Below are 25,440 nucleotides of genomic sequence, written 5' to 3' on the forward strand. Positions count from 1 at the left end.
CGTATAGACTTTTTTATAAAAAAGTAACTAATAATCAAGTTAAATAAAATAATATGGCTTAATGTTCATCGCGTAAAACTTATTGCAAATGGCAAAAGTGATATTTTTAAGATTGGAATAAATTTAACCCAACAAATCATTTTATAATGAAATTTTTGTTAAATAGAACTCATTTATTAATACTTAACAAATTGATTTTTAGATGAATTAAAGCCATTTGATGTTTTAAACTTGAATAAATATGATAAAGGATAATCACTTTACTCATCTTGACTTTCTAATAGTGTTAATAACATTGACATAAATAGTTTTTTATCATCCTTTAATGTTGAAAAAAACTCTTTATCAATTTGTTCAACTAAAGGTACAGTTTCATTTGCTTTATCAAACCCTTTTTGTGTCAGTTGAATGGATTTTGCTCGACTATCTTTGCTTGAACAGTGGCGCTCAATATAATCTTTTTTCTCTAAATTCTCTAAAATTTGTGAGATTGTCATCACATCGATATTTGTTCGATTGGATAGAGTGACTTGTGTTATTTCATCGTTGTATTGTGATAAATAAGCAAGTGTTGCAAGTACGATAAATTGAGGATGAGTGATAGACTGTTTTTTCAAACAACTTTTGATATTTGTATGCCAGGACGAATAAGTTTTCATAAAAATAAAACCAATGGATTGAGAATCATTTTGAAATTGTGTCAAAAACTTATCGCCCTTTGCCATAATTTATCCTTCAACTAAGCCATTTAATTTGTAAGTTTTATCAATAATATCATCAGAAATCTGTTTTATAAAATCATAGGATGCTTTAGTGTCCATTTTTGTATCTGGTTTTAATGAAATCTCTGATTTCAAAGCATATTGATTTTCTGAAATTTCAACAATTTGATGCGAGAAAAATAGTAAACCTATTTCAGGCATATCAAATTGTTCAGTAAATTCTTGCTCATCAATGATTTTTGATAAAGTCACTTCCATTTCTGGTATATTTTGTAATTTAAAAATACCTTTAGTGCCTGTTTTCAAGTCACCAAAAATACGAAAATCTTCAAGATCAGTTTCCCATAATTTTCTTAAATTAAGATCGGTATAGTATTGCCAAATTTTAGATGGTTTTGCCTTTGTTGGTAATACGAAAGAGATTGAAATTGTGTTCATTATTTTTCCTCTATTTAATAAGTAAACTTATTATAAGTATACTTATTAAATAAGTAAAGAAAATTTTTTGCATAGATTAAAATTGTGGGATTATTCAAAATTCCTCAACTAACGTAATGAATAAATAAGTATTATATAGTCAGGTATTTGATTCTTTAATATAATTAATTATCTAATAAAATTAACAAGATTAAATATTTAACCGATTTAAAATATATTAATGTAAAATATTTACAATTGTTTTTCATTTAATCCGTTCAATTTAATCGGTAAATGATACAATAGCGCCTTGATTTTGTATTAGTCCATAGTTTAGGAATAAATTTGATGAAAAATGACATCCACCAGCAACGTATTTTAATTCTTGATTTTGGTTCGCAAGTTACCCAATTAATTGCTCGACGGGTTCGTGAAATAGGTGTTTATTGTGAACTTTGGCCATGGGATGTTTCGGAAGAAAAAATCAAACAATTTAACCCTAAAGGTATCATTCTATCTGGTGGTCCTGAAAGTACTACTGACCAAAATAGCCCTCGTGCACCAGAATATGTGTTTAATGCTGGCGTGCCCGTGTTAGGTATCTGCTATGGTATGCAAACTATGGCAATTCAAGTAGGTAAGGGGGGACAAGTTACAGCTTCTAATCAACGAGAGTTTGGTTACGCTAAAGTTGATATTGTTGCAAAATCAAAATTAACAGACGGTATTTTAGATAGCACCAATGATGCTGGTATAGAGCAACTTGATGTATGGATGAGTCATGGTGATAAAGTTACTTCATTACCTGACACATTTACCTTAATTGGGCAAACAGAAACTTGTCCATTCGCCATTATGGCCAACGATGAAAAACAGTTTTATGGCGTACAGTTTCATCCAGAGGTCACGCATACGGTTAAAGGATTAGAGTTATTAACGCGTTTTGTTATTGATATTTGTCAGTGTGAAAAGCTATGGACACCGTCTTCTATTATTACTGATGCAATTGCTCGTATAAAAGAAAAAGTCGGTAAAGATAAAGTATTATTAGGTTTATCAGGTGGTGTTGATTCTTCGGTTACTGCATTATTATTACATCAAGCCATTGGTGACCAGTTAACTTGCGTATTTGTTGATCATGGCTTATTACGTTTAAATGAAGCAAAGCAAGTCATGGATATGTTTGGTGATAAATTTGGGTTAAATATTATCGCAATTAATGCCGAAGATCGCTTTATGGCTGCACTGAAGGGAGAGGCAGATCCTGAAGCTAAACGTAAAATTATTGGTCGTGAATTTGTCGCTGTTTTTGATGAAGAGGCGGCAAAATTAAAAGATGTCAAATGGCTTGCTCAAGGTACTATCTATCCAGATGTCATTGAATCTGCTGCTGCTGATACAGGTAAAGCCCACGTGATTAAATCACATCATAATGTTGGTGGTTTACCTGAAGATATGAAAATGGGGCTAGTAGAACCATTAAGAGAATTATTCAAAGATGAAGTACGTAAAGTTGGTTTAGAACTCGGTTTACCTTACGATATGCTTTACCGTCATCCATTCCCAGGTCCAGGTTTAGGAGTGCGTGTTCTCGGTGAAGTGAAAAAAGAGTATTGTGATTTACTGCGTCAAGCCGATGCTATTTTTATCGAAGAACTTTATAAAGCTGACCTATACCACAAAGTCAGTCAAGCATTTACCGTATTCTTACCAGTACGTTCAGTTGGAGTAATGGGAGACGGACGTAAGTATGATTGGGTTGTCTCATTACGTGCTGTTGAAACTATCGACTTCATGACCGCTCACTGGGCACATTTACCTTACGAATTCTTAGGGCGAGTATCAAATCGTATTATCAACGAAGTCAATGGAATATCACGAGTTGTATATGATATAAGTGGAAAACCGCCTGCCACTATTGAGTGGGAATAATTGCAACAAATACCATATAATCTTTTTATCTTAAGCCTTGTTTATCAAGGCTTTTTTATATCATTGGTATTTCATAATAATTGTTTTAAGGCTTATGATATAAACTTAAAAACTTGGTATTCATTGGTTGAGCGTATTCGATTAATAAAAATAAATACCTTAATTGTATTAATTAAGAAAAATATCTTTTCATGAATCTTATATAAATCAAAAATAACAGAAAAGTGATGCTTACTTTAATCGATATAATATTTGTTTTTTTCAAAACGATTGATAAAGTGCTTCCAAAACCATAGTGCGATCCGTCTTTGCTTTTTGTCTTTTTTAAATAATTTTTTTCTGTACTCTGAACGTTGTTTGATTTGGTGTATTCGCTCATTATGGATTGATGAGTTTAGTGAACATACATCATTACTTGTTATTAACGCCGGTAAAGTAGCATACAATTTAATATTGGCACATAATTTAAAAACTTTGAACATATCCGCTTCATAACGAATAGGAAATAAGAATTTTATTAGTTTTTTTGCAGCGTCATTAGTAATGATATAACCGTTGGCTCTCACGGCGCGAGTAATTTCAACAAGTTCGAAATTATCTAATTTATATTTTTTATTAATCAGATAATGGAAGTCGGCGGTTAATAAAAAAATGCCTTTTTTGGTATTTTTCGTTTCAAAGCTGTTTAAAAAATCAGGAAGATTGTTAGATAGGACTGAATCATCTTCAAGAATCAAAGCATAAGGTAGATTTTCATCAACAATTTTTTTATAGATATTAAAATGGCTAAGTGCACAGCCAATCTCACCTTTAGTTAAAAAATTATTTGGATAATCAAGAACATTATTTTTAATGAATGATTCTGTCAGTTTACTTCCATCGACTGCATTATAAATTTCAAAATCAAGCTTTAATTTTTGACACTCTTGTTGTATATATTGTTTTTTTTGGGGTTCTCTTTCTAAATTTATTACAAATGTTTTCATTTTTTCAGTTTTTTATGATTTTTTTGAAGTATAGCATGTCAATTACAACATAAAAACCTTTAAAAACTTATTGCTAAATGATCTACAAAAATGACTAACTTAAGTATATACTTCTTTTTATATAGGTTTCTTCGCTATTGATAAAAGCGGATAAAGCTAATTTAAGTTATTACCTCATTTGAGAAATTAAGGACCGTTAAGTATGATTTTAGGTAATGTTAATCATTTGGATTTAATTCCTTATTTGCCTACCAAGATTAAACAATCAATTGAATATGTAAAAGACAACGTTAATAGCAATACACCAGCTGGTCGTTATGATATTGACAGCGATAATATGTTTTTTATGGTTTCTGACAATTCATTAAGATATATTCATGAAGCAAACCCTGAGTACCATAAAAAGTATATTGATGTGCAGATTGTTTTAGATGGTCAAGAAGGAATGGCTGTTTCCACTCTACCTCCTCATACACAAGTATTAGAAGATAAAATAGCAGAAAATGATATCGCTTTTATCAAAACACCTAACGAAGAAACTATGTTAGTATTACAGAAAGACGATTTTATTGTATTTTTACCTAATGAAGTACATAAACCGCTTTGTGCTGTCGATAATAAGATTGCAACGGTTCGTAAAGTTGTGGTAAAAATCGCATTAGATTATTTATAAATAGAAGTAAGGATTTTAGGTAGCACTATGACAACAAAAATCGCTGTTATTGGCGAATGTATGATTGAACTTTCAATAAAACAAGATTCAACAACCCGTAGCTTTGGGGGAGATACTCTTAACACGTCGGTTTATTTATCTCGTTTATTAAAAAATAAAGATTTTTCGATTCATTATGTGACTGGTTTAGGAACTGATCCTTTCAGTCAAGAGATGCTTGATAGCTGGCAAAAAGAGCATATTTCAACTGATTTGGTACAAAGAATGTCTGATAAAATGCCAGGACTTTATTCTATTGTGACTGATGAACAGGGTGAGCGTTCTTTCTATTATTGGCGTAATGATGCAGCTGCTAAATTTTGGTTAAAAACAGCTGAAACAGCAAAAATTGCTGATCAAATTGCTAAATACGATTATGTCTATCTGAGTGGTATCAGTATTGCAATTTTAGATGCGGAAAGTATTATCAAATTATTAGATCTATTAAAACAAGTTAAAGCCAATGGTGGTAAAGTGATTTTTGATAATAACTTTAGACCACGTTTATGGAGTAGCTTGGATTTGGCTCGAAGTGTCTATTCTGATATTTTATCATTTACTGATATTGCGTTTTTGACTTTAGATGATGAAGACTTATTATGGGGCAAGTTACCGTACGAACAAGTAATTGAACGAACTAAAAAGTTTGGTGTTTCTGAAGTAGTCATTAAACGTGGTAGCGATAGTTGTATTATTGATTCTGTGGAAGGGCGTTTTGACGTTCCAGCAAATAAAATTGCTAAAGATGATGTTATTGATACCACGGCAGCTGGGGATTCATTTAGTGCGGGTTATTTAGCTGCACGTTTAAGTGGCAAAAATCCATCACAATCAGCAAGTCAAGGTCACCTAGTTGCCGGTACCGTGATTCAGTATCGAGGTGCTATTATTCCTTTGGATGCTACGCCAAAACTAATTGAAGATTAGTAAATAAAACGGTCAGTAATGACCGTTTTTTCTATCAGAATAATTTGGCTCTAAAAATATTCAATATCGATTTTTAGGCAAAATAGATTACGGTAGTATTGCAAAAGAGCGTACTGGAAAACCCGAAGCGTTATTTGGTTTGGCTACAATATTAAAGATAACCGCGCCTTTGGTTGGCAATTGATCTAAATTTGTCATTAATTCTACTTGATAAGTATCTTGCTCTAAAACATAGTATTCGCCTTTTAGTGCATTATTTTCTCGAAATGCTTTCGCTGAATCGGTATCAAAAGTTTCGTGGCCAATCGCTTTAATCTTTCGTTCTTCAAATAAAAATTTTAATGCATCAAGTCCCCAGCCAGGAATTTGATTGTTTCCATCCTCATCTTTATTTTCCATTGCAGATTGTGATGGCCATTTCTTACTCCAGTCTGTTCTCAGTGCAACAAAACTACCCGCTTCAATTTGCCCATGTTGCTTTTCAAAAGCTAATACGTCATCTTTAGAAAAAGAAAAATTGGGATCTTCTTTTGCTCGTATAGATTGGTCAATTACGATTAGAGGTAATGCTAATTCCTGTAATTCAAGTTCATGCAAATAACGAGTATTAGGAACAAAATGAATTGGCGCATCTAAATGAGTACCATATTGACCAGCAAAACTAAAGTTTTGCGCTAAAAAGCCATCACTGTGGTCAAATAGTGTTTTTATTTCAGCCGGTTTAAACATAAAAAAATGGGGCGAATTGTGATCAAATGCATGAGTCAAATCTATCCATTTTTTCGATTTTAATAAATTTAATGCTTGTAAAACGTCGTTATTCAAAATTATTCCTTATATCAAAAAAGTGTATCAATGATTTATTGTAAGATGATTAAATTCAAGAAACCAATAATTTAGAGTTATAGAAATATAACTTTTAGTTCTAATCTATTTTGAAAAAAAGTTGAGGAACGGGGTTTTTGAGGGGTAAAAATGCTTAATTTGTGCTATTTAATTGACAATTTTGGCTTATATTATTGAATTTCTGCTAATAGACCCTATTGAGCTATATAGTTGTATATTTAATCACTTGATACTGGTATAATATACAGTTAATTTTATTTATCTAAAAACACACATAAGAAGAGATCTATGTCAATTAAAGATATCGATATTCGTGGTGCAAGAACACACAATTTAAAAAATATAAATGTAGTTATACCAAGAGATAAATTGGTTGTTATCACCGGTCTTTCCGGCTCTGGTAAATCATCATTAGCATTTGATACCTTATATGCTGAAGGCCAAAGGCGATATGTTGAGTCATTATCAGCTTATGCTCGTCAATTTTTATCACTAATGGAAAAGCCTGACGTCGATCATATTGAAGGATTATCTCCTGCCATTTCGATTGAGCAAAAATCAACATCGCATAACCCTCGCTCAACAGTGGGAACAATCACTGAGATTTATGACTATTTGCGACTTTTATTTGCTCGAATCGGTGAGCCACGCTGTCCAAATCATAATTTACCCTTAGCTGCGCAAACTGTGTCGCAAATGGTTGATAGTATTATGGCTCTGCCATCTGAAAACCGCTATATGTTGCTTGCGCCGGTTGTTACTGAGCGTAAAGGTGAGTTCGTTAAATTATTTGAACAACTTGCAGCAAGTGGTTATATTCGAGTTCGAGTTGATGGTGATGTTTATGACCTTTCAGATCCACCAATACTTGAGCTTCAGAAAAAACACACAATTGAAGTCGTTGTTGACCGTTTCCGAATTCGGGATGATTTGAAATTACGTTTAGCCGAATCAATCGAAACAGTGCTTTCCATAACTAATGGTATTGTCAAAGTCGCGAATTTAGATGATCCGAAAGCAGAAGAGCATCTATTTTCTGCCAATTTTGCTTGCCCTATATGTGGTTATAGCATTCCAGAACTTGAGCCGCGATTATTCTCATTCAATAATCCTGCTGGTGCATGTCCGGAATGTGACGGTTTAGGTGTACAACAATATTTTGATCCAAAGCGTATTGTTCAGATGCCTGAAGTTTCTTTAGCTGCTGGAGCGATCAAAGGATGGGATAGACGTAATTTCTACTATTTTCAAATGTTAAAATCGTTAGCAAACCATTATAAATTTGATATCGATAAGCCATATGAAAAATTATCTGACAAAGTAAAAGATATTCTATTAAATGGTTCTGGTGATGAAGAAATACAGTTCGTTTATACCAATGATCGTGGTGATGTCGTTAAACGTAATCACCCTTTTGAAGGGATCATCAATAATCTTAGTCGTCGTTATAAAGAAACTGATTCACAAACTATCCGTGAAGAGTTAGCTAAATATATCAGTAATCGTCCTTGCCCATGTTGTGGCGGTTCACGATTATGTAGAACTGCGCGTCATGTGTTTATTAATGATACTAATTTACCAACAATTAGTGATTTAAGCACACAACAAGCCAAAGATTTTTTTGATAAGCTTAATTTAACTGGACAACGAGCGCAGATAGCCGAAAAGATTTTAAAAGAAATTAATGATCGCCTGCAATTTTTAATTAATGTTGGTTTGAATTATTTAACCCTGTCACGTTCGGCTGAAACCTTATCCGGTGGGGAAGCACAACGAATTCGACTTGCTAGTCAGATTGGTGCGGGGCTTGTTGGTGTTATGTATGTTCTCGATGAACCATCAATTGGTTTGCACCAGCGTGATAATAGTCGCTTGATTGATACATTAACTCACTTACGCGATTTAGGTAATACCGTCATTGTTGTTGAACATGATGAAGAAGCGATAATGGCTGCTGATTATGTGATTGATATTGGACCAGGCGCTGGTGTCCATGGTGGTGAAGTTGTTGCTCAAGGTACGCCAAAACAGATTATGGCAAGTAAGAACTCTTTGACTGGTAAATATCTTTCTGGAAAAGAGAAAATTGAGATCCCAGCTAAACGTCATAAAGTTGATAAGAAAAAGATGTTATCATTGATTGGCGCGACAGGAAATAATCTTAAAGATGTCACATTAAACATTCCTGTAGGGCTATTTACTTGTATTACTGGCGTCTCTGGATCAGGTAAATCAACATTAATTAATGACACCTTATATCCATTAGCTCAAAACGAATTAAATGGCGCTGAAAAAACCGAAATTGCACCATTCAAATCAATTAAAGGATTAAACTTTTTTGATAAAGTTATTGCGATAGATCAGAGCCCGATAGGACGGACGCCACGATCTAATCCAGCAACTTATACTGGCTTTTTTACATCAATTCGTGAGCTTTATGCAGGGGTACCAGAAGCCAGGGCAAGAGGCTATAATCCTGGACGTTTTAGCTTTAATGTTAAAGGTGGACGTTGTGAAGCTTGCCAAGGTGATGGTTTAATTAAAGTTGAAATGCATTTTTTACCTGATATCTATGTACCTTGTGATCAGTGTCATGGCGCACGATATAATCGAGAAACATTAGAAATCAAATACAAAGGTAAGTCGATTAATGAAATCCTCAACATGACTGTTGAAGAAGGTCGAGAATTTTTTGACGCGGTACCGATGATTTCACGCAAATTACAGACTTTAATTGATGTTGGTCTTGCTTATATTACCATTGGTCAATCAGCAACAACATTATCTGGAGGTGAAGCGCAACGAGTAAAACTTGCAAAAGAGTTATCTAAGCGAGATACTGGTAGCACACTTTATATCCTAGATGAACCAACTACGGGCTTACATTTTGCGGATGTAAAACAATTGCTTGCTCAACTACACTCATTGAGAGATAAAGGCAATACTATTGTAGTTATCGAACATAATTTAGATGTTGTCAAAACTGCCGATTGGATTGTCGATTTAGGTCCAGAAGGAGGTAGTGGCGGTGGAGAAATCATCGCCGAAGGAACACCAGAAGACGTTGCTAAATCGAAAAAATCTTATACTGGTAAATACTTAAAACCATTACTGGAAAAGCAAAAGTAGTAAGAATTGTTATATAAATAAAGTTAACCATAGGAGAAGGGTTTTGTCATTACAGATTATACTAATGATCATTATTGCTTATCTCTGTGGTTCACTTTCAGGTGCTATGATAATTTGCCATTTGATGAAGTTACATAATCCTTCTTTATATGGTTCTCATAACCCCGGTGCGACAAATGTATTAAGGATTAATGGGCGATTACCTGCTGTTTTTGTATTAATCTTTGATATGTTAAAAGGTGCTATTCCGGTCTATATTGCTTATCGACTAGGAATATCACCTTTCTTTTTAGGTATTATTGGTATTTCGGCTTGTCTTGGACACATTTTTCCATGCTTTTTTCATTTTCGTGGTGGAAAAGGTGTTGCAACTGCGTTAGGAATGATGGCGCCGATTGGACTTGATTTTACAGGTTGCTTTTTGTTGACTTGGTTTTTTACATTAATTACAACGGGTTATTCTTCTGTGGCGGCAATAGTCGGTTTTCTTTTTGCACCTTTATATGTTTGGTTATTTAAACCAGAATTAACATTACCTGTTACAATGCTTTCATGCTTAATCATTATTCGCCATAGTAGCAACATAATGCGCCTATTAAAAGGCGAAGAGCCCAAAAGCTTTTATCGTCGCAGTAAAAAATAATCTAAAACACAACTAAGCTTAATTTTCAGTTACTAATGGTTATTAGTGATATATGAAAGATTAATTATTTTTAAATTATAGTAATAGAATATTTTTTGTTTTACAGACAATTCAAACAAGGTATTATTATTCATCTTTTAATTATGTGGTTAATTCATGCAAATCAGTCCGTTACTAGAATCACTTATTAGCGCACTTCGCTGCTTACCTGGAGTTGGTCCAAAATCAGCACAACGAATGGCTTATCATCTATTACAACGTAATCGTCAAGCTGGTCTCCATTTAGCTCATGAGTTAAATGAGGCTATGAATAATATTGGTCATTGCAAACAATGTCGAACCTTTACTGAACAGGAGATCTGCAATATCTGTGCGAATGTCCGTCGGCAAAGTAGCGATCAACTCTGTGTGGTTGAATCACCAGCAGATATTTTTGCTATTGAACAAACAGGGCAGTATAGTGGTCGTTATTTCGTTTTACTGGGGCATCTGTCACCACTTGATGGTATTGGTCCGAGTGATATTGGTCTCGACCTTTTAAAAAGTAGGTTAAGTTCAGAATCAATTAGTGAAGTTATTTTAGCTACCAATCCCACGGTTGAAGGTGATGCTACCGCCAATTATATCGCCCAGATGTGTAATGAATTTAATATCGTTGCGACTCGCATTGCGCACGGTGTACCAGTGGGTGGAGAGCTTGAAATGGTTGATGGTACGACATTGTCACATTCCTTTGTTGGGCGACAAAAGATAGATTTTTAGCTTTTGATAATTTACCAACAATCAGATTATTAGCTATTAATGGGTATTAAGAAGAAAGAGGAAGAGAAATCTTATGAAATATAAAGCAGTCGCATTTGATATGGACGGTACGTTACTTGGTAGTAATCGTTTAATCCTTCCTGAAACAGTAGATATGATACAAAGAATTAGTGATAAAGGAATTAAAGTTATTTTGGTATCAGGTCGTCATCATACCGTGATTCACCCTTATTACTACCAACTAAAATTATCTACACCTGCGATTTGCTGTAATGGAACCTATTTATACGATTTCGAAAAGCAGCAAAACTTTGCTGCAAAACCAATGACTAAACAACAAGCAAAGACATTGTTAAATTTAGTTAACCAATATGGCATTCATACTATGATTTATACTGATCAGTTTATGAATTATGAAGTTCTTGATGATCATTTAGAAGGTTTCTTTCAATGGGTGAAGTCTTTACCTGAATTTCTACAACCAGAAGTTAAAAAAGTTGATGACTTCGAGAAACTGATTGATCAAGCAAATTTGATTTTCAAATTTGCGACTAGTAGTCATGATATTTCAGCATTAAAACAATTTTCAAATGCGGTTGATGCGCTTGGAGAGTTTTCTTGTGAATGGTCATGGTCAAATCGTGCTGATGTGGCGGTAAAAGGGAATACTAAAGGAAACGGATTAAAGCATTGGGCTGAACATGAAAATATCAAATTAAGTGAAATTGTAGCTTTTGGTGATAGTTACAATGATATCAGTATGTTATCCATAGCAGGATTAGGCATAGCAATGGGTAATGCGGATAAAGAAGTCAAAGAAAAAGCCAATTATTCAATTGGCGATAATAACAGCCCAAGTATTGCTGCTGAACTTGAAAAAATATTTTTAAATTAGAAATATTAATTTTAAGATGGTCTTTGAAATTCTTTATCAAGATAATGATTTAATCGCAATCAACAAGCCAGAAGGGTGGTTAGTACACCGAAGCTGGCTTGATAAAAATGAAACTGTCGTTGTCATGCAAACGTTGCGCGATCAAATCGGACAGCATGTTTATCCCATCCACCGTCTTGATCGACCAACATCAGGTGTATTAATTTTTGCTTTATCAAGTGAGATTGCAAGATTGTTATCTGAACAATTTGCATCCAAACAAATAGAAAAAGTTTACCATGCTATTGTACGTGGTTATGTTGATGATGAAGCAATCATTGATTATCCCTTAGTTGAAGAGTTGGATAAAATCGCTGATAAGTTTACTCGTAAAGATAAGCCGGCCCAAGATGCTATAACTTTTTATAAAGGTTTGAGTAAAATAGAGTTGCCTATTGAAGTGGGTAAATATAAAACAGCTAGATATAGCTTTGTTGAATTAAAACCACAAACAGGAAGAAAGCACCAATTACGTCGTCATCTTAAACATATTTTTCACCCTATCATAGGTGATAGTAAACATGGTGATCTTCATCAAAATCGAGCTTTTAGTCAATATTTTGATATTAAGCGCCTGATGTTACATGCTAGTACTGTTAAAATGATTCATCCCATTACATCTACCCCTATCACTATTCATGCAAAATTAAGTGATGATTGGTTAACGATATTACAAAATTTTAAATAAGTTTATTTGGGTTAAATGTCTTCTAACAATATTAGTTTTTGTCATTTAGCATGATAAACATTACAGCGTTATGCATTATTAATGATGGGTATATTCTTTGTCTCAATTAATGCTTCAAAAAATAATTAAAAGCATTAGATTAAGAATTTAATCAAATATAGTAATGGATTCATAGCTTTATAATCATCAGTTTTTTAAAATTTTTCTTCATTATTGAATATAAATTCAATTTCACTTCAGCATGGAAATACATCTGACATCTTTTGATAAGTGGTGATTATTGATTTTCTTGTACTTTCGAAAATTATACTTAGATTAATTAGATTTAGTTGAACAGTGGAAAAAGTAGAAAGCTCATTTTAAAGTTTTTCAGCACTTTTTATTTATGCTTCATGTTTTTACAATTAATTTCAATAATTTGTTTAAATTGAAAAAAGCGCAATTTTACAATTACGCTTTTAAATTATTAACTGAATGATTAAGCTTCGAGATAAATAGACGCCATTTTTTCGAAATCTTTATCGGTAAAACCAAGTTCTTGCTTAATGTAATTGCTAGGTGAGCCCGCAATTTTTCTCATAGTATCGAAAACCTCATTAATAAAGATTTCTCGGGTATCAATTAAACTTAGTAGATAACCCAAAACGTCTTCATTATCAGTGATTTCTCGATAAGCTGCCATTTTTATTTTATTGCGTTCCAATCGATTATCATGTGTTAGCATATAATCATATATAATATCTGATTCAGATACACCTAACATAACTTGAATTAACAATACACCATAACCCGTCCGATCTTTACCGCCTCGACAATGTTGAAGGCTAGGGCTGTTATTTGAATCTAAAATTACTCTTAACATTTCTCGATAGGCTTTTTTAGATTTTTCACTTAGTACAAAGTTACGATATTGCTCAAGTACTTGTATACCGTCACCATTAACCAACTCCTTTGGAATATCACGAAGAACACTTTCAATTAATGCCCGATCTTCATTGCTTGGATCAGCTGCAAATTGTGCAGCTAATTCTGCTGTTTGAGCAGAGGCATCCAAATTAAAAGTTTGTCTTTCACCAATTGAACAATTCGGGCTTGTTTTAACCTCATTTTCACAACGATAATCAATGATTGTTTTTATATTCAATGCTTTTATATATTGTTGTGCATCAGGTTTTAGGCCATGAAGATGATTAGAACGATACAACATTCCCCATTTTATACGTTTTCCTTTTGCACCGACATAACCTCCAAAATCACGGAAATTATTTAGTCCATTGATTGGTAATGTTCGTTCGCCAAATAAAAATGGTTTTTGGTCATTTATTTGTAATATGAGATAGATTCGGCTTTTAGCGTTTAATGGATCATCAAATATTACTGGGGATTTTAATGCTTTTCCAATTAGCGTTTTATTATTAGTATTTACATCAGCTTCGGTTGTCCAATATAAATCTGCAGGCTTATCACTATTAAAAGTAACTTCTAATTTTCCTTGCTTATTCCTAATTACTGATATTTCATTATTTTTTTCTAACATAACTTTCTTCCTACCTAGTGTAATATGCCGACTGATGAAAGAACGACTCCAATTACCATTACAGCAATAATGAGCGATACTGTATATTTACCTTGAAATTTCCTAACTAAGAAAAATACAGCTAAGGTAAAAAGAAGCGTTAATAAATTTGGCATTACCTTATCAAACATTTCTTGAACTTTTATTGATTGCTCACCAACTTCAATTAAATAAGGTGTTGATACTTTTACTGTTGAGGCTATTAACGATCCTAGCACCATTACGCCCACGACATTAGCAACGTTACTAATTCGCTGAATAATATTTGAATTTTTAGATTGTTCTATAAGATCAATTCCTTTGTTATATCCATAATGAACAAAGAAATATTTTGTAAAAATGTTGACTAAATTATAGATGAAAAACATTAATATGGGTCCAATGATATTACCTTGTAACGCAAAAGCTGCGCCAATACTTCCACATATCGGCATCCAAGTAAATTTCAGTAGACTATCACCCAAACCTGCAAACGGGCCCATTAATCCAGCTTTTAGCGAAATGACCGCATCTTTTTCTTCTTCCGTTGTTTTCTCCTCGACAGCAGCTGTAACGCCAAGAACTAATGCTCCGGCATTAACTTGCGTATTGAAAAACTCAAAATGGCGTTGCATTGCTCTAACGCGAGTTTCTTTATCGGCGTCCTTATAAAGACGGTCTAGAATTGGAATCATACAGTGAGCAAATCCAATCGTTTGTAATTTTTCATAGTTGAATGAAAAAGGGATTGTTTGTATTTTCCAAAAGACACTATTAAGATCTTTTTTAGTAATTTTCTTTTCATTGTTCATAGGTCATATTCCTCTTCAATACTGTCATTTTGCATAGGTTTTTCTTGATTATTTTGATTATTGTTTTTGCCCGCGGTGAATGCCATGTCATATAAGACAGCAAAGGCAAGTGCAACAAAGGTAACTGGTATGATTGGTAGTTTTAGGTAACTAGTTAAAACAAATCCGAGTAAAAAGAAGAACCACATTGAGCCTTTTAATAACATCAACAATAAAATACAAATACCTACTGCTGGGATTAATTTTGAAGCGACACCCATACCATCAATTATATTCTTTGGAATAGCGTCTAAAATTGTTTTAATCAGATCACTGCCAAAATAAATTGCTAAAAAGCATGGAACAGCTCTAATTAAAAACCATATAGGTGTTGAAAAATAATGTACTTTAACTAGTCCTTTATAATCTCCATTTTGTATGCTTTTTTCTGCCCATGGATTTAAGAAACAAGCAAATGATCGCCATAGAATAAGTAATTGTTGGCAAAGTATTGAAACGGGTAGGGCTAATGCAACTCCAGTGGCAACGCCACCGCCAGTTGAAATACCTAATGAAACGCCAATAATTGCACCAGCAACAATATCTGGCGCTGAGTAAGCTCCAACATTTCCAACGCCCATCCACATAAGTTCAAGTGTTGCACCAATGGCTAATCCTTGAACCATATCACCCATGATGATGCCTGCTACAGTACCGGTTAATAAAGGCCGACGTAACATTTGTGGCCCGACATCATCGAGTGAACAAATTCCCGCCCAAATGGCGACAAGAATAGCTTGTGTTAACATGAGTTAACCTCCAAATTATAGAAATAAATGTTTTAATAAATAGTGTTAGCTGAGTAGGGTTTTTAGATCGACAATGGGATCTTTAGGCACCATCTGAATTTCAACTTCAACATTTTTTGCAATGAGATTTCTAAACGCTTGTTCTTCTTCTGGTGTGACAGACACCGCTCTTGATAATTGATGACGACCATCTTGCATTCTCATTCCACCTACATTGAGTTTTTCCAGTGACAATCCACCGTCCACTAATGCATCAACGTCAATACTATTGGTGAACAGTAACATTGTTCTTTTTTTGATAGGTGTCTTTTTTAAGATTTCGATAAATTGCTGTACTCCAAAGATCAAAACCTTTAATCCTGGCGGTGCAGACATGGTTAATACTGATTGTTGAACTTTGTCATCAGCAACTTTATCGTTGATGACTAATACTTGCTCGATATCATAGTTTTTCACCCAAGTAGTAATAACTTGTCCATGAATTAATCGGTCATCGATTCGTGCTACATTAATTGGCATTGGTGTTCTCCTTACAATTCATTAACTTCTTCATTTTTAATATTTAGCAGTTGTCTAACGTCTTTACAGCTTTGAGGAAATGCTTCTTCAATAGCTTGTTTGGCATCGTTCAATGTTCCTTCTCGATTGTTTAAAACTTCAAGTAGTACGGGAATATTAAAACCACAAAATAGTAAAACATCATCATGGGATATCAGTAATTCGCTAGCAAGATTGCAGGGAGTTCCTCCCATAATATCAACCAAAATAATTACTCCATTGCCTTGATTAAGTTTTTTATAACTACTTTGCATTTCTTCTCGTAAATTATTGATATTGCTATCAACTAAAACTGAAATAATGTGGATACTTTCTTGCTCGCCCATAAGCATCTGTGCACATTCAAGTGCACCCTGAGCAAAAGGGCCATGACTTGCTAAAATGATAGGTAAAGGATTAGACATAAAAATTTCCTTATTTGTAACTTTATTACTAAATATATAAGCATGTTTAGTAATAAAGTTACATCTACATTTAAAAATAGTCATCCATTTTTTAAGAAATTTTTATAATTTTGTGAACAAGATCAAATTTATTAAAGGAAAAGTTTAAGTTAATGACTTTTCAACTTGATGAGATTATTTGATTGGTAAATTTGTTATTACTTCTGGGTATATCGAGGATATTTTCGTTTTTCACGATTTTGAGTTTGCTGTAGTAACCTTTCATCATATTTACGAATAAATAAGTTAGTTAACAACATATTAATGACTGATATTTGTGAAATTTTGGAACGAACAGGAATCAATCTAGAAGCGTGTTCCATAGATGTCGTATGTAAGACAAAAGAGGCTAATGATGAAATTTGACTTTGTCCCATTTTAGTAATAGCAATAGAAGGGACTGATGATTGTCCAGCAAGTTTAAGTAAATCTACACATTCAGGCGTTTCACCAGAATGCGAAATAATAATAACAAGATCATTCTTGTCTAACGTGCTGATCAAACTACGTGAAATATGAGCATCAAAATGACAATTTACATCTTTCTTGATTTTAATTAGTTGATATTCAAACTCTTTACCAACCAAGCCACTGCTTCCTACGCCAAATATCACAATTTTATTACTTTTGATTATTAATTCGATGGCACTGTTTAATGCATGTGTATTAACAATGGAATGCGTTTCGTCTATAGAGGATTTTTCCATAGCTTGAACTTTGCTATTTACTTCCTCAAGAGAGTCATTCAAATTAATATCATCTTGAAGAATTTCAGTACTAAGCTTTTGAGGAATTGAGCCGATAAGATCGACCTTAAAATCACTAAAACCTTTATAACCTAATTTGTTACAAAGTCGTAAAATAGTCGTTGTGCTAACATGATTGTGTTTTGCTAAGGTTTGTATACTCATATTTTTTAGCGCTTGAGTATTTGCAATAATATATTCGGATACTTTTAACTCCTTAGTTGATAAGTCTTTTTTTACTTCTCTGAGTTTTAGTTCAATCATTGCATACCTCAAAAAACTATTTTAGTGAAGCAAGTATATAAAATTCGTTTTAGAAATTAAAAATAATTTTATAATTTATTAATCAAATTTACTTCACATAATCCTATTAGTTGCTATCAATAATAAAAAAGATTCAATAATATTAGACTTTTCCATAAAAAAAACCCGCAAAAGCGGGTTTTTAGTGTAATAAAAGAAAATTATTTATCAAATTCACTGATAATTTCTTTTGCTGTTTTTCCATCAAGTTTATTTTTCATTTCAGTAAAGATTTTATTTTGATCGCCAGCATTAGCTGGGTTAAGTGCAGCAGTAGAAGCTACTTTAGTTACTGCTCGTCCAAAAGCAAGCTTATCAGAGTCACTTAATTTTTCAGTAGCTTTTTGAATAGAAGTTGCATAAGTTTCTTGAGTAGATAAATCAATTTTAGGTCCATCGTCACCACAACCAACTAGGACAAAACTTAATAATGATACAGCTAGTAATTTTTTGAACATTTCCTTTCCTTAAAAATATATTGTTAAATGCAGCGCTATTTTTATACTAAATACGGTCAATTATCAAGTGATAAATCAATTTCTATACAAAAATAAATATTATTTTAAAAAGTTGGAATCTATAACACGAATTATATTCTTTTTATTTCTAGGTATATAAAAAGGTATTTTTTTACGGATAAAGTCGATTTTTAAACTCAAAAACCCCGTTCCTCAACTTTTTTTGCAATAATTTATCTTGACGTAGGTGCTTTTAAATTTTTTATTAATGTCCTAAATATAGGACAATTGAAATAATCGCTACGACTGCTGTATTTATAACCTATTTAACCTTGACGATAGAGTAAGCCAATGCTAATATTTGCCACCTATTCAGATAGACCTCTACGGCGCGTTGGCAGAGTGGCCATGCTGCGGATTGCAAATCCGTCTACCTCGGTTCGACTCCGGGACGCGCCTCCATTAAAATCCCAAGAATTTTATTTTGCTTATAAAACAATATAGGCTAAATTTTTTATTAATAGTATTGGGTTAATGTATCCAATCCACAAGAAGTTTTTTAAAATTCTCTTTTCTTCATGTTTAAAATTATCAAAGATAAAAGTAACGCGACATTAGATGTTCGTGAGCTTACTATAGGCTATGAACTATTAACCAACAAAATATTGCTTGGTACCAACAAAAACCACAAAAACGGGTAGTATACAAAACTCTTTATTAATTTCATTTAACACATTGATAAAATTATAGATTTAACCGGTTGAGGTTTAAGTGTCATCTGATTAAAAAAACATCAAAAAAATTGGTAGAATTTTATGCCTTGCTATTTTAATTAATAAACAATAAGTTATAATAAGGGTTTATCCCTATATACATAGGGATAAACCGAACAATATCAGCCGGCATAGAATTCCGTTGAAGTGTTCCCTATATACATAGGGATAAACCGCAGCGTTTAAATTAGTTACAGAATCTAATCATGTGTTCCCTGTATGCACAGGGATTAACGTTTAACAATGTAAACAATTAAAAATTAACAACCCGCTTCGGCGGGTTTTTTATTGCCCCAACCCTTTAAATAACATACCATTACCTAAAAATTAAGGAGATGGTATGAAAAAAATTGCATTGCTTGGGTTGATAGGATTCATTTTAACCGGCTGTGGTGATGATAAAGTTACTAAAGAGTATTTGGTTGGTAAGTGGGATTGTAGCTTAAAAAAATATGATAGTAATTACGACCCAAAATTTAAAGAATATGATGACTATTCTTTAGAGAGTAGTGAACAATTTAAACACATCTACAAAATTGTTGATGGTGTTTTAATGGTAAAAACGAATAATGAAGAAGCAACTGAGGTTGACTTAGATAAAATTTATAAAAATTTAACCATTCAAGGAAAACAAGGAGATTGTGAATACACTATAAATCGAAACCTGATTAAAAATTCAGGCAATAAATTTACTTGGGAAATGGAGATGTTTTTTGCTTGCCCAGATACGAGTGGAGAGGTAACTAAATCTAAAACAAAAAGAGAAAGAATCTGCACTAGAATAAAATAATTGACTGCCAAAAAAAGTTTACCGCCTAGTAGGTAGTTTAGAAAACAAAGCACTTGACTGTTTAAACATTTAAACGGATAATATGCCTAGATACAGTTCAGAACGAATAAAATATAAGCTCAATAAATAGTTGGGCTTTTTTGTTATTAATAATTAAATTTAAAAGCCTCAATTAAGAGGCTTTTTTGTTATCTCGGTAAAATTTTATTGCCTAAACAAGTTTTGCTTCAGATAAACCTAAGTCTATAGCTGTTTGCTTAATCATTGCAATATCATCTATATTTAACTTAAAAGCATTGTTTTTGATACCACGCTTTTCATTACTGCGTTCGTTTATTTCAGCTCTTGTTAATGCCATGCAATCACCTTGATTTTAAATCGCTAAATTGTTATATTTAAGGTCGTCGGTGGGGGTGCAACCCCACCTTCGATTGATGTTAATAAACTGGTAAAGACACCAGCAGTATTACTAACACCAAGAGAAATAAGATATATCGCATCTTATTCTCTCCTTATTTGCCCTCGTCTTAGGTCGGGGGTTACCTTATCAAGTCCCTTACTTGATGATTATCATTGCAGGGTACCCTACAATAAAAGTCAACATTATTTATTAAAAAAGTTAAATATTTCACATAGTTTTCTACATTATTTTTGTTATCATTAGGTATAATTGTCCTAAAGGTAATGGATATGAAAAAAATATTATTAATCCTCTTAATTATTCCTTGTATTGTTTTTGCTGCGGATAAACAGAAATTACCAGACCAAGAATTAAAAGAAAAAATTATTGGTAAATGGAATATGTATGAAATTGGTTATGAAGCTAATATTGTCACATTTTACGATAATGGCACAGTTACTTTAAAGTCGTATATTTGTGATAACGATGCAAAAAAAGCATTATATAATGGCGAAACTATTAAACAATATAAAATAGAAGATGGAATCATATACATAGGGCAATTATCAATTAAAGATGGATTCGTTAGTAAGCTAAAAGTTGAGAACATAGAAAATTCCGCATTAAAGCTTATCTATGACATGCCAGGTTATTCTTACAATAAAATAGAAATTAATTACCTTAATACTACCAATAAAGATACTTTGCCTTTTTGTAAATATTACAAAGAAAATCCTTTTAGTAATCAGATTGATGTGCAAAAACTTCAAGCCGATTTGAATTTATTACAGGATAATATAATAGAAACCTTTAAAAAAATAATTCCTAAGGATCTAGATGAATATTCTATATTGCAAGATGTTTATAAAAAAAATAATGAATTATTCTTTAAAATAAGCGTGAAAAAATATACAAAAGATAACTTTAGTGATGAAATACTTAAAGCTTTATTAAAAGTATCAGCAGTTGATAAATACTGTAATATAGATGAATCAAAACCTAAAATACTCCAACAATTAAAAATGATATTTCCTAATGGAGTGTCTTATATATATTCTATTGAAGATGAAAAGCCGTTTGTAATTCATATGGATAAGAGCGGTTGCCCAAAACAATAAAATATATTAGTCTGAGTTAAGAAATTAGAATTTTTTACATAAATGGACTTATAAAAAAGATAGAAAATTTCAGCCTCGTAACGAAATCCGTGGCGTTATAGCTCGTACTTATTTCTATATGTCAGATAAATACAATGTGAATTTATCTGATTCTGAACACAAACTAATAGAACAAATTCAGGGTAATGATAACAAATTCGTTACTCAACAATGTAATTAAGCCGACTCTCGTCGGTTTTTTTATGCATGTTTTACAATCAGCATTAACACACATTAAAACACTATATTTACGCTGATTGTATTTTTTATTATCAATATTGAGTATTAACTCATCACTCATCACATAATCGGTAGCAATGCTAGACACACACATAACTAAACATTAGCTAGTACGCTACCTCTCATTTAATAAGAAGATTTAAACATGCCGATAAAAGACCCTAACAACGTCAATTGGACAGTTGTAGTTTATTTATTTTTCGTCACTTTGCTTGGTTCTCTATCAAGTTATTGCTATCAGTTTCTAAATGGCAATAAATTCAATATCTGGGTGTTATTTGCGCAAATATTTATATCGATATTTGCTGGAACGCTTGTTGTATTAGCCGCAAGTTATTTCAACTGGGATTTTGAATTAGCAGGCGGTATTGCTGGTTTAGCTGGCTGGTCTGGAGCAGCTCTAATAAAAGCATTAGAAGAACGGCTAATAAGAAAAGCTAAAGGAGACGATTAATGAAATTAACTGAACATTTCACTCTAGAAGAATTTACACGTTCATCAACTGCTAGTCGTTTAAAAATTGATAATTCAGTACCCCAAAATTTAATGCCAAATGTACAACTGACCGCTATCAAATTAGAGATGGTTAGAAAAGCACCGGGTAAGCCGATAATTATTACCTCTGGTTATCGTTGTACCGCATTAAATGCAAGAGTAGGCGGAGTGTCAACCAGTGCGCATACACAGGGGTTAGCTGTCGATTTTCATTCACCGTATGGTACACCTAAAGAAATATGTCAAAGATTGATTGATGCTGGTGTTCAATTCGACAAACTTATCCAGGAGCACAACCAGTGGGTACATATTGGATTTAGCCAAAATAGTAACCGTCAGATAGTTTTGACTGCTGTTAAGCAAGGCGGTAAGACGATTTATAAGAACGGTTTGTTATGAGTAAAGAAAAGTTATTAAGCATAGCATTGCTTATTGTTGGTTTTGTTTTCTCTATTTATTTTGGCTACAACAATTATCAGGAGAAAAAGAGGTTAAAAGAAGCCAATGCCGAGCTAACTAATCAAATTAACCAGCTAGAGCAAACCATATCTAGAAACAACCAAATCATCGCAGATAACGAATTATTAAAACGTGAACTAGAAAAACAATCACTAGAACGGCAGGAGCAAATTAATGAGCAACTCAAAGATAATGATTGTGCTAAGCAGTTTGTGCCTATGCCTGTTTCTGCAAGCTTGTACAGCCGAGCGAAAGGCATACGTGAATCGACCGATACCAGCCAATCTATTAAGTGACTGTTTGCCAAATTTACCACCTAATCCCATGACTTTTGGTGATAGCTTACGATATAACGAGCATTTATTAAATGTCATTGAGAAGTGTAATGCAGATAAAAAGGCAATAAGGGAAATTAACAATGGAAAATAAATATGGTTGGAATGGTTTATAAATAACTATTCATTTTTACCGCATAAAGTATAAAAATTTACGAGTAGTCATAAATAATAACTGTATATTTAATCATTCTGATGCATTGATATAAAATAGTTTTTTATTCATTAGACGGTAAATTGTGTATAATTACCTTTCATCAACTATTAAAGGGAAATTATAAATGTTTAAACGGTTACTAGCTATATCAATTGTTAGCTTTGTGTTAATTGGTTGTGGTGATAATAAAACAAGCCTAACAGGTAAAGCTTGCTTAGGAGATAATAATGACACACTAATAGAAACTTTAGGTAGTGGTCAATGTAGTGCTGGTGACACTATAGGAACAAAGTATCCAGCATATTATTGCGATTTTTCTTATGCCATTGCTTATAATAATTATAATTCTGCAATATGTGTATATACAGGGAAAATGGCTCAAGAAAGAATTGCTAAGTAAATAATTATAAAATTAGTATAAATGATCAAACCGCTTAATTGCGGTTTTTTAATTAACACCCGGAAAACTAGATACATATTGAATAGTAAAGTCAGGGAAAGATTCGACAATCTGTATTTTGTAATCCGGAAAGCTATCAACAATTTGCCATCTACCCGCACTATTTGCAAAAGCATCGACTTTCTGAACTTTTAAATCAGAGAAAGAATTAACTATTTTGACCTTGTAATCAGGGAATGAGTCAACAATCTTAATTCGCCCATAAACTTTAGACACATCAACTTTAGCAAACGATGCGAATGAAACACAAATCATAACAACAGGAATTATTTTTTTCATAGAGTCACTTTAAATTTAAAACCACTTGAAAGACATTTTCCACAAGCCTCTTTCTTTTATTAGTATAAGGGCTGTTTTTATTTCAGATTTAATTGTATTAAGTAAACTTCCAGCCTCTGATTTTCTATTATTTTTGTCAATATTACTTTGTGCTAGATAAGTTGCATAACCACCAACAATAACAGATATTAGTGTTAAAATTACGCTTGCAATATCCATAATATAATGCTCCACTTAAATTGCCTATATACCATTCGGAAATTTTATAAAGTATAGAAAATGCCGAGCGTTATATCAATAAGTTTAAATTAAGCCGCCTAGTGCGGTTTTTTTATGTTTAAAATTTATTAAAAAATCTTCAAACAGTGCAAAAACGCACCGCCACCTATTTTACAATCAACGTCATTCACACTGATAATTAAAAAAGAGTCTTTTAGGAATGAGTTTTAGAGGGCGCCAGATGGTTTCATGGTTACCTCTCTTGGACTGGTTCCCTGTGTGACTAAAACTCATTTCTAATGGAGAACACCATGAATATTATTAAAGCAGAAGTAAACTTCGATCAATCAAAATTAATTACCGTTAAACAAAATAACATTGAGTACGTAGCAATGCGATCCATTGTTGAAGGTATTGGTTTAGACTGGGCATGGCAACGTAAAAAGCTTAATTCACAAAAAGATAAATTCAGTTGTAGACATATCTCCTCAACTGCCTCGGATGGTAAAGAATACAAGATGTTATGTGTGCCACTTAAAAAGTTAAATGGCTGGTTATTTAGCATTAACCCAGAGAAGGTAAAAGAATCACTTCGAGGTAAATTAATCAAATATCAAGAAGAATGTTTTACCGCTTTATATGATTATTGGGTGTTAGGTCAGGCTACTAGAAATGTTATGCCGTTATCATTAGCCGAGTTAGAAGCCCATAAAATAGCTAAATTAGATTCAGTTACCTTTGTAGTAGCGAGCAAAGGATCTTCGGCAATGAATACTAGGAAAGCAGCTAAAAAGAATATCAAGTCACGAATTCAAGCTTGGAAAGATAAACATCAACTTAAATTTAATTACCAATTGATTAGCACAGGGCTACGAGTTAATCATTTAGCTGCATAAGGAATAAGTATGGTAAAGGGCGAAAAGAAAAAAATAGGTCGCCCAAGTGAAATAGCCGAATGTTTAGTCAAGGCTAAGGAGTATTTGCTTGGGGACTATGAAACATTTTGCGATGTAGTTCCAAGCGTTGCTATCTTCAATTAAGATTTGTCATTTAAAATTCAGAATTGATTAACTTCCATTTTTTTATAACTTTTTTAATAGTTAGGATAATATAAATTATGGGTTATTTTAATTATCATGCTAAAGCCAAAAAATTGATAAAAGAGGGTTTTCTTACTCGATATGAGTTTGTCGATAATTGGAATGGTATCAAACCAGCACTAGTTTTATATTTTGAGAATTCAAATCCAATGCCGATACGAGAATATCGCTGGCAAGAGTATTTGCCGCTTATTGAGGCTGGTGATGAATAATTT

Annotated in this window: 31 protein-coding genes, 1 tRNA gene and 1 pseudogene; 19 read left to right on the forward strand and 14 right to left on the reverse strand. The window is 32.8% G+C overall.

The window, feature by feature from the left end:
• Positions 1–260: 260 nt before the first annotated feature.
• Positions 261–725: a MarR family winged helix-turn-helix transcriptional regulator gene (locus tag J3U00_RS05890; protein WP_267331862.1), complete on the reverse strand. Its 465-nt coding sequence runs from the start codon at positions 723–725 to the stop codon at positions 261–263.
• Between the two features lie 3 nt (positions 726–728).
• Positions 729–1,160 (reverse strand): hypothetical protein, encoded by a 432-nt coding sequence (locus tag J3U00_RS05895; protein ID WP_065563054.1) that lies wholly within the window; start codon positions 1,158–1,160, stop codon positions 729–731.
• Between the two features lie 327 nt (positions 1,161–1,487).
• Here J3U00_RS05895 and guaA point away from each other — a divergent pair, with 327 nt between their 5' ends.
• Positions 1,488–3,071, forward strand: a complete 1,584-nt coding sequence (guaA, locus tag J3U00_RS05900; RefSeq protein ID WP_065563541.1) for a glutamine-hydrolyzing GMP synthase — start codon at positions 1,488–1,490, stop codon at positions 3,069–3,071.
• Positions 3,072–3,307: 236 nt separating this feature from the next.
• On the opposite strand, the gene J3U00_RS05905 is transcribed toward guaA, so the two are convergent.
• Entirely contained in the window at positions 3,308–4,057 is a 750-nt protein-coding gene (locus J3U00_RS05905) for a glycosyltransferase family 25 protein (RefSeq protein ID WP_267331863.1), read from the reverse strand.
• A 202-nt stretch (positions 4,058–4,259) separates the two neighbouring features.
• On the opposite strand from J3U00_RS05905, the gene J3U00_RS05910 reads away from it, so the two are divergent.
• Both J3U00_RS05910 and J3U00_RS05915 read left to right on the forward strand, forming a co-directional pair.
• Positions 4,260–4,730: a YhcH/YjgK/YiaL family protein gene (locus J3U00_RS05910; RefSeq protein ID WP_065734038.1), complete on the forward strand. Its 471-nt coding sequence runs from the start codon at positions 4,260–4,262 to the stop codon at positions 4,728–4,730.
• 27 nt (positions 4,731–4,757) lie between these two features.
• Complete coding sequence (locus J3U00_RS05915) at positions 4,758–5,696, forward strand: sugar kinase (RefSeq protein WP_267331864.1); 939 nt, start codon at positions 4,758–4,760, stop codon at positions 5,694–5,696.
• 87 nt (positions 5,697–5,783) lie between these two features.
• On the opposite strand, the gene J3U00_RS05920 is transcribed toward J3U00_RS05915, so the two are convergent.
• Positions 5,784–6,521: a cyclase family protein gene (locus tag J3U00_RS05920; RefSeq protein ID WP_065563537.1), complete on the reverse strand. Its 738-nt coding sequence runs from the start codon at positions 6,519–6,521 to the stop codon at positions 5,784–5,786.
• 315 nt (positions 6,522–6,836) lie between these two features.
• Between J3U00_RS05920 and uvrA the strand changes: the two genes are divergently transcribed.
• The 5 genes from uvrA to truC all read left to right on the forward strand — a co-directional run bounded on the left by uvrA (position 6,837) and on the right by truC (position 12,698).
• Positions 6,837–9,671 (forward strand): excinuclease ABC subunit UvrA, encoded by a 2,835-nt coding sequence (gene uvrA / locus J3U00_RS05925; protein WP_141673968.1) that lies wholly within the window; start codon positions 6,837–6,839, stop codon positions 9,669–9,671.
• A 43-nt stretch (positions 9,672–9,714) separates the two neighbouring features.
• On the forward strand, positions 9,715–10,314 hold the full coding sequence (plsY, locus tag J3U00_RS05930) for a glycerol-3-phosphate 1-O-acyltransferase PlsY (RefSeq protein ID WP_141673967.1): 600 nt from the start codon (positions 9,715–9,717) through the stop codon (positions 10,312–10,314).
• Between the two features lie 156 nt (positions 10,315–10,470).
• Entirely contained in the window at positions 10,471–11,076 is a 606-nt protein-coding gene (gene recR / locus J3U00_RS05935) for a recombination mediator RecR (RefSeq protein ID WP_267331865.1), read from the forward strand.
• Between the two features lie 73 nt (positions 11,077–11,149).
• The gene (locus J3U00_RS05940) at positions 11,150–11,971 is read left to right on the forward strand and encodes a pyridoxal phosphatase (RefSeq protein ID WP_065563533.1); all 822 of its coding nucleotides are present in this window, start codon (positions 11,150–11,152) and stop codon (positions 11,969–11,971) included.
• Between the two features lie 16 nt (positions 11,972–11,987).
• Positions 11,988–12,698 carry a tRNA pseudouridine(65) synthase TruC gene (gene truC, locus J3U00_RS05945; protein WP_220225989.1) on the forward strand — a complete coding sequence of 237 codons (711 nt, stop codon included), beginning with the start codon at positions 11,988–11,990 and terminating at the stop codon, positions 12,696–12,698.
• Positions 12,699–13,176: 478 nt separating this feature from the next.
• Here truC and J3U00_RS05950 read toward each other — a convergent pair whose 3' ends face one another.
• The 7 genes from J3U00_RS05950 to J3U00_RS05980 all read right to left on the reverse strand — a co-directional run bounded on the left by J3U00_RS05950 (position 13,177) and on the right by J3U00_RS05980 (position 18,361).
• On the reverse strand, positions 13,177–14,235 hold the full coding sequence (locus J3U00_RS05950) for a tyrosine-protein phosphatase (RefSeq protein WP_267331866.1): 1,059 nt from the start codon (positions 14,233–14,235) through the stop codon (positions 13,177–13,179).
• 14 nt (positions 14,236–14,249) lie between these two features.
• The gene (locus tag J3U00_RS05955; RefSeq protein WP_065563530.1) at positions 14,250–15,065 is read right to left on the reverse strand and encodes a PTS system mannose/fructose/sorbose family transporter subunit IID; all 816 of its coding nucleotides are present in this window, start codon (positions 15,063–15,065) and stop codon (positions 14,250–14,252) included.
• Positions 15,062–15,853 carry a PTS mannose/fructose/sorbose/N-acetylgalactosamine transporter subunit IIC gene (locus J3U00_RS05960; RefSeq protein ID WP_065563529.1) on the reverse strand — a complete coding sequence of 264 codons (792 nt, stop codon included), beginning with the start codon at positions 15,851–15,853 and terminating at the stop codon, positions 15,062–15,064. Before J3U00_RS05960 ends, J3U00_RS05955 begins: the two co-directional genes overlap by 4 nt.
• Positions 15,854–15,898: 45 nt before the next feature.
• On the reverse strand, positions 15,899–16,372 hold the full coding sequence (locus J3U00_RS05965; protein ID WP_065563528.1) for a PTS system mannose/fructose/N-acetylgalactosamine-transporter subunit IIB: 474 nt from the start codon (positions 16,370–16,372) through the stop codon (positions 15,899–15,901).
• An 11-nt stretch (positions 16,373–16,383) separates the two neighbouring features.
• Positions 16,384–16,815: a PTS sugar transporter subunit IIA gene (locus J3U00_RS05970; protein WP_267331867.1), complete on the reverse strand. Its 432-nt coding sequence runs from the start codon at positions 16,813–16,815 to the stop codon at positions 16,384–16,386.
• A gap of 197 nt (positions 16,816–17,012) precedes the next feature.
• The gene (locus tag J3U00_RS05975; RefSeq protein WP_065734047.1) at positions 17,013–17,864 is read right to left on the reverse strand and encodes a MurR/RpiR family transcriptional regulator; all 852 of its coding nucleotides are present in this window, start codon (positions 17,862–17,864) and stop codon (positions 17,013–17,015) included.
• A gap of 200 nt (positions 17,865–18,064) precedes the next feature.
• Entirely contained in the window at positions 18,065–18,361 is a 297-nt protein-coding gene (locus tag J3U00_RS05980) for a DUF6694 family lipoprotein (RefSeq protein ID WP_220225993.1), read from the reverse strand.
• 388 nt (positions 18,362–18,749) lie between these two features.
• Here J3U00_RS05980 and J3U00_RS05985 point away from each other — a divergent pair.
• Positions 18,750–18,823, forward strand: a tRNA-Cys gene (locus J3U00_RS05985).
• 651 nt (positions 18,824–19,474) lie between these two features.
• Positions 19,475–19,924 carry a hypothetical protein gene (locus tag J3U00_RS05990; protein WP_267331868.1) on the forward strand — a complete coding sequence of 150 codons (450 nt, stop codon included), beginning with the start codon at positions 19,475–19,477 and terminating at the stop codon, positions 19,922–19,924.
• A gap of 211 nt (positions 19,925–20,135) precedes the next feature.
• Here J3U00_RS05990 and J3U00_RS05995 read toward each other — a convergent pair whose 3' ends face one another.
• A complete protein-coding gene (locus J3U00_RS05995) occupies positions 20,136–20,282 on the reverse strand; it encodes a hypothetical protein (protein WP_267331869.1) in 147 nt (48 codons plus the stop codon).
• Positions 20,283–20,614: 332 nt separating this feature from the next.
• On the opposite strand from J3U00_RS05995, the gene J3U00_RS06000 reads away from it, so the two are divergent.
• The 6 genes and pseudogenes from J3U00_RS06000 to J3U00_RS06020 all read left to right on the forward strand — a co-directional run bounded on the left by J3U00_RS06000 (position 20,615) and on the right by J3U00_RS06020 (position 23,567).
• On the forward strand, positions 20,615–21,442 hold the full coding sequence (locus J3U00_RS06000) for a hypothetical protein (RefSeq protein ID WP_267331870.1): 828 nt from the start codon (positions 20,615–20,617) through the stop codon (positions 21,440–21,442).
• 61 nt (positions 21,443–21,503) lie between these two features.
• Positions 21,504–21,662, forward strand: a pseudogene (locus tag J3U00_RS11655) (endonuclease); the annotation flags it as partial.
• A 204-nt stretch (positions 21,663–21,866) separates the two neighbouring features.
• Positions 21,867–22,175 carry a phage holin family protein gene (locus J3U00_RS06005; protein ID WP_065563004.1) on the forward strand — a complete coding sequence of 103 codons (309 nt, stop codon included), beginning with the start codon at positions 21,867–21,869 and terminating at the stop codon, positions 22,173–22,175.
• The gene (locus J3U00_RS06010; protein ID WP_267331871.1) at positions 22,175–22,615 is read left to right on the forward strand and encodes a D-Ala-D-Ala carboxypeptidase family metallohydrolase; all 441 of its coding nucleotides are present in this window, start codon (positions 22,175–22,177) and stop codon (positions 22,613–22,615) included. Before J3U00_RS06005 ends, J3U00_RS06010 begins: the two co-directional genes overlap by 1 nt.
• Positions 22,612–22,971 carry a hypothetical protein gene (locus tag J3U00_RS06015; RefSeq protein ID WP_267331872.1) on the forward strand — a complete coding sequence of 120 codons (360 nt, stop codon included), beginning with the start codon at positions 22,612–22,614 and terminating at the stop codon, positions 22,969–22,971. The genes J3U00_RS06010 and J3U00_RS06015 overlap by 4 nt, the downstream gene beginning before the upstream one ends.
• Before the next feature lie 320 nt (positions 22,972–23,291).
• Complete coding sequence (locus tag J3U00_RS06020; RefSeq protein WP_267331873.1) at positions 23,292–23,567, forward strand: hypothetical protein; 276 nt, start codon at positions 23,292–23,294, stop codon at positions 23,565–23,567.
• A gap of 48 nt (positions 23,568–23,615) precedes the next feature.
• Here the strand turns inward: J3U00_RS06020 and J3U00_RS06025 are convergent, their stop codons facing one another.
• Together J3U00_RS06025 and J3U00_RS06030 are read right to left on the reverse strand one after the other, a co-directional pair.
• The gene (locus tag J3U00_RS06025) at positions 23,616–23,906 is read right to left on the reverse strand and encodes a hypothetical protein (protein ID WP_267331874.1); all 291 of its coding nucleotides are present in this window, start codon (positions 23,904–23,906) and stop codon (positions 23,616–23,618) included.
• A 15-nt stretch (positions 23,907–23,921) separates the two neighbouring features.
• Positions 23,922–24,125: a hypothetical protein gene (locus J3U00_RS06030; protein ID WP_267331875.1), complete on the reverse strand. Its 204-nt coding sequence runs from the start codon at positions 24,123–24,125 to the stop codon at positions 23,922–23,924.
• A gap of 311 nt (positions 24,126–24,436) precedes the next feature.
• Between J3U00_RS06030 and J3U00_RS06035 the strand changes: the two genes are divergently transcribed.
• The 3 genes from J3U00_RS06035 to J3U00_RS06045 all read left to right on the forward strand — a co-directional run bounded on the left by J3U00_RS06035 (position 24,437) and on the right by J3U00_RS06045 (position 25,437).
• Complete coding sequence (locus J3U00_RS06035; protein WP_267331876.1) at positions 24,437–25,021, forward strand: phage antirepressor N-terminal domain-containing protein; 585 nt, start codon at positions 24,437–24,439, stop codon at positions 25,019–25,021.
• 9 nt (positions 25,022–25,030) lie between these two features.
• Positions 25,031–25,165, forward strand: coding sequence for a hypothetical protein (locus J3U00_RS06040; RefSeq protein ID WP_267331877.1), 135 nt, complete (start codon positions 25,031–25,033; stop codon positions 25,163–25,165).
• Positions 25,166–25,242: 77 nt separating this feature from the next.
• Positions 25,243–25,437 (forward strand): hypothetical protein, encoded by a 195-nt coding sequence (locus J3U00_RS06045; RefSeq protein ID WP_267331878.1) that lies wholly within the window; start codon positions 25,243–25,245, stop codon positions 25,435–25,437.
• Positions 25,438–25,440: the final 3 nt, after the last annotated feature.

Source organism: Gilliamella sp. B3127, from assembly GCF_026536935.1.
Taxonomy (GTDB): Bacteria; Pseudomonadota; Gammaproteobacteria; order Enterobacterales; family Orbaceae; genus Gilliamella; species Gilliamella apicola_E.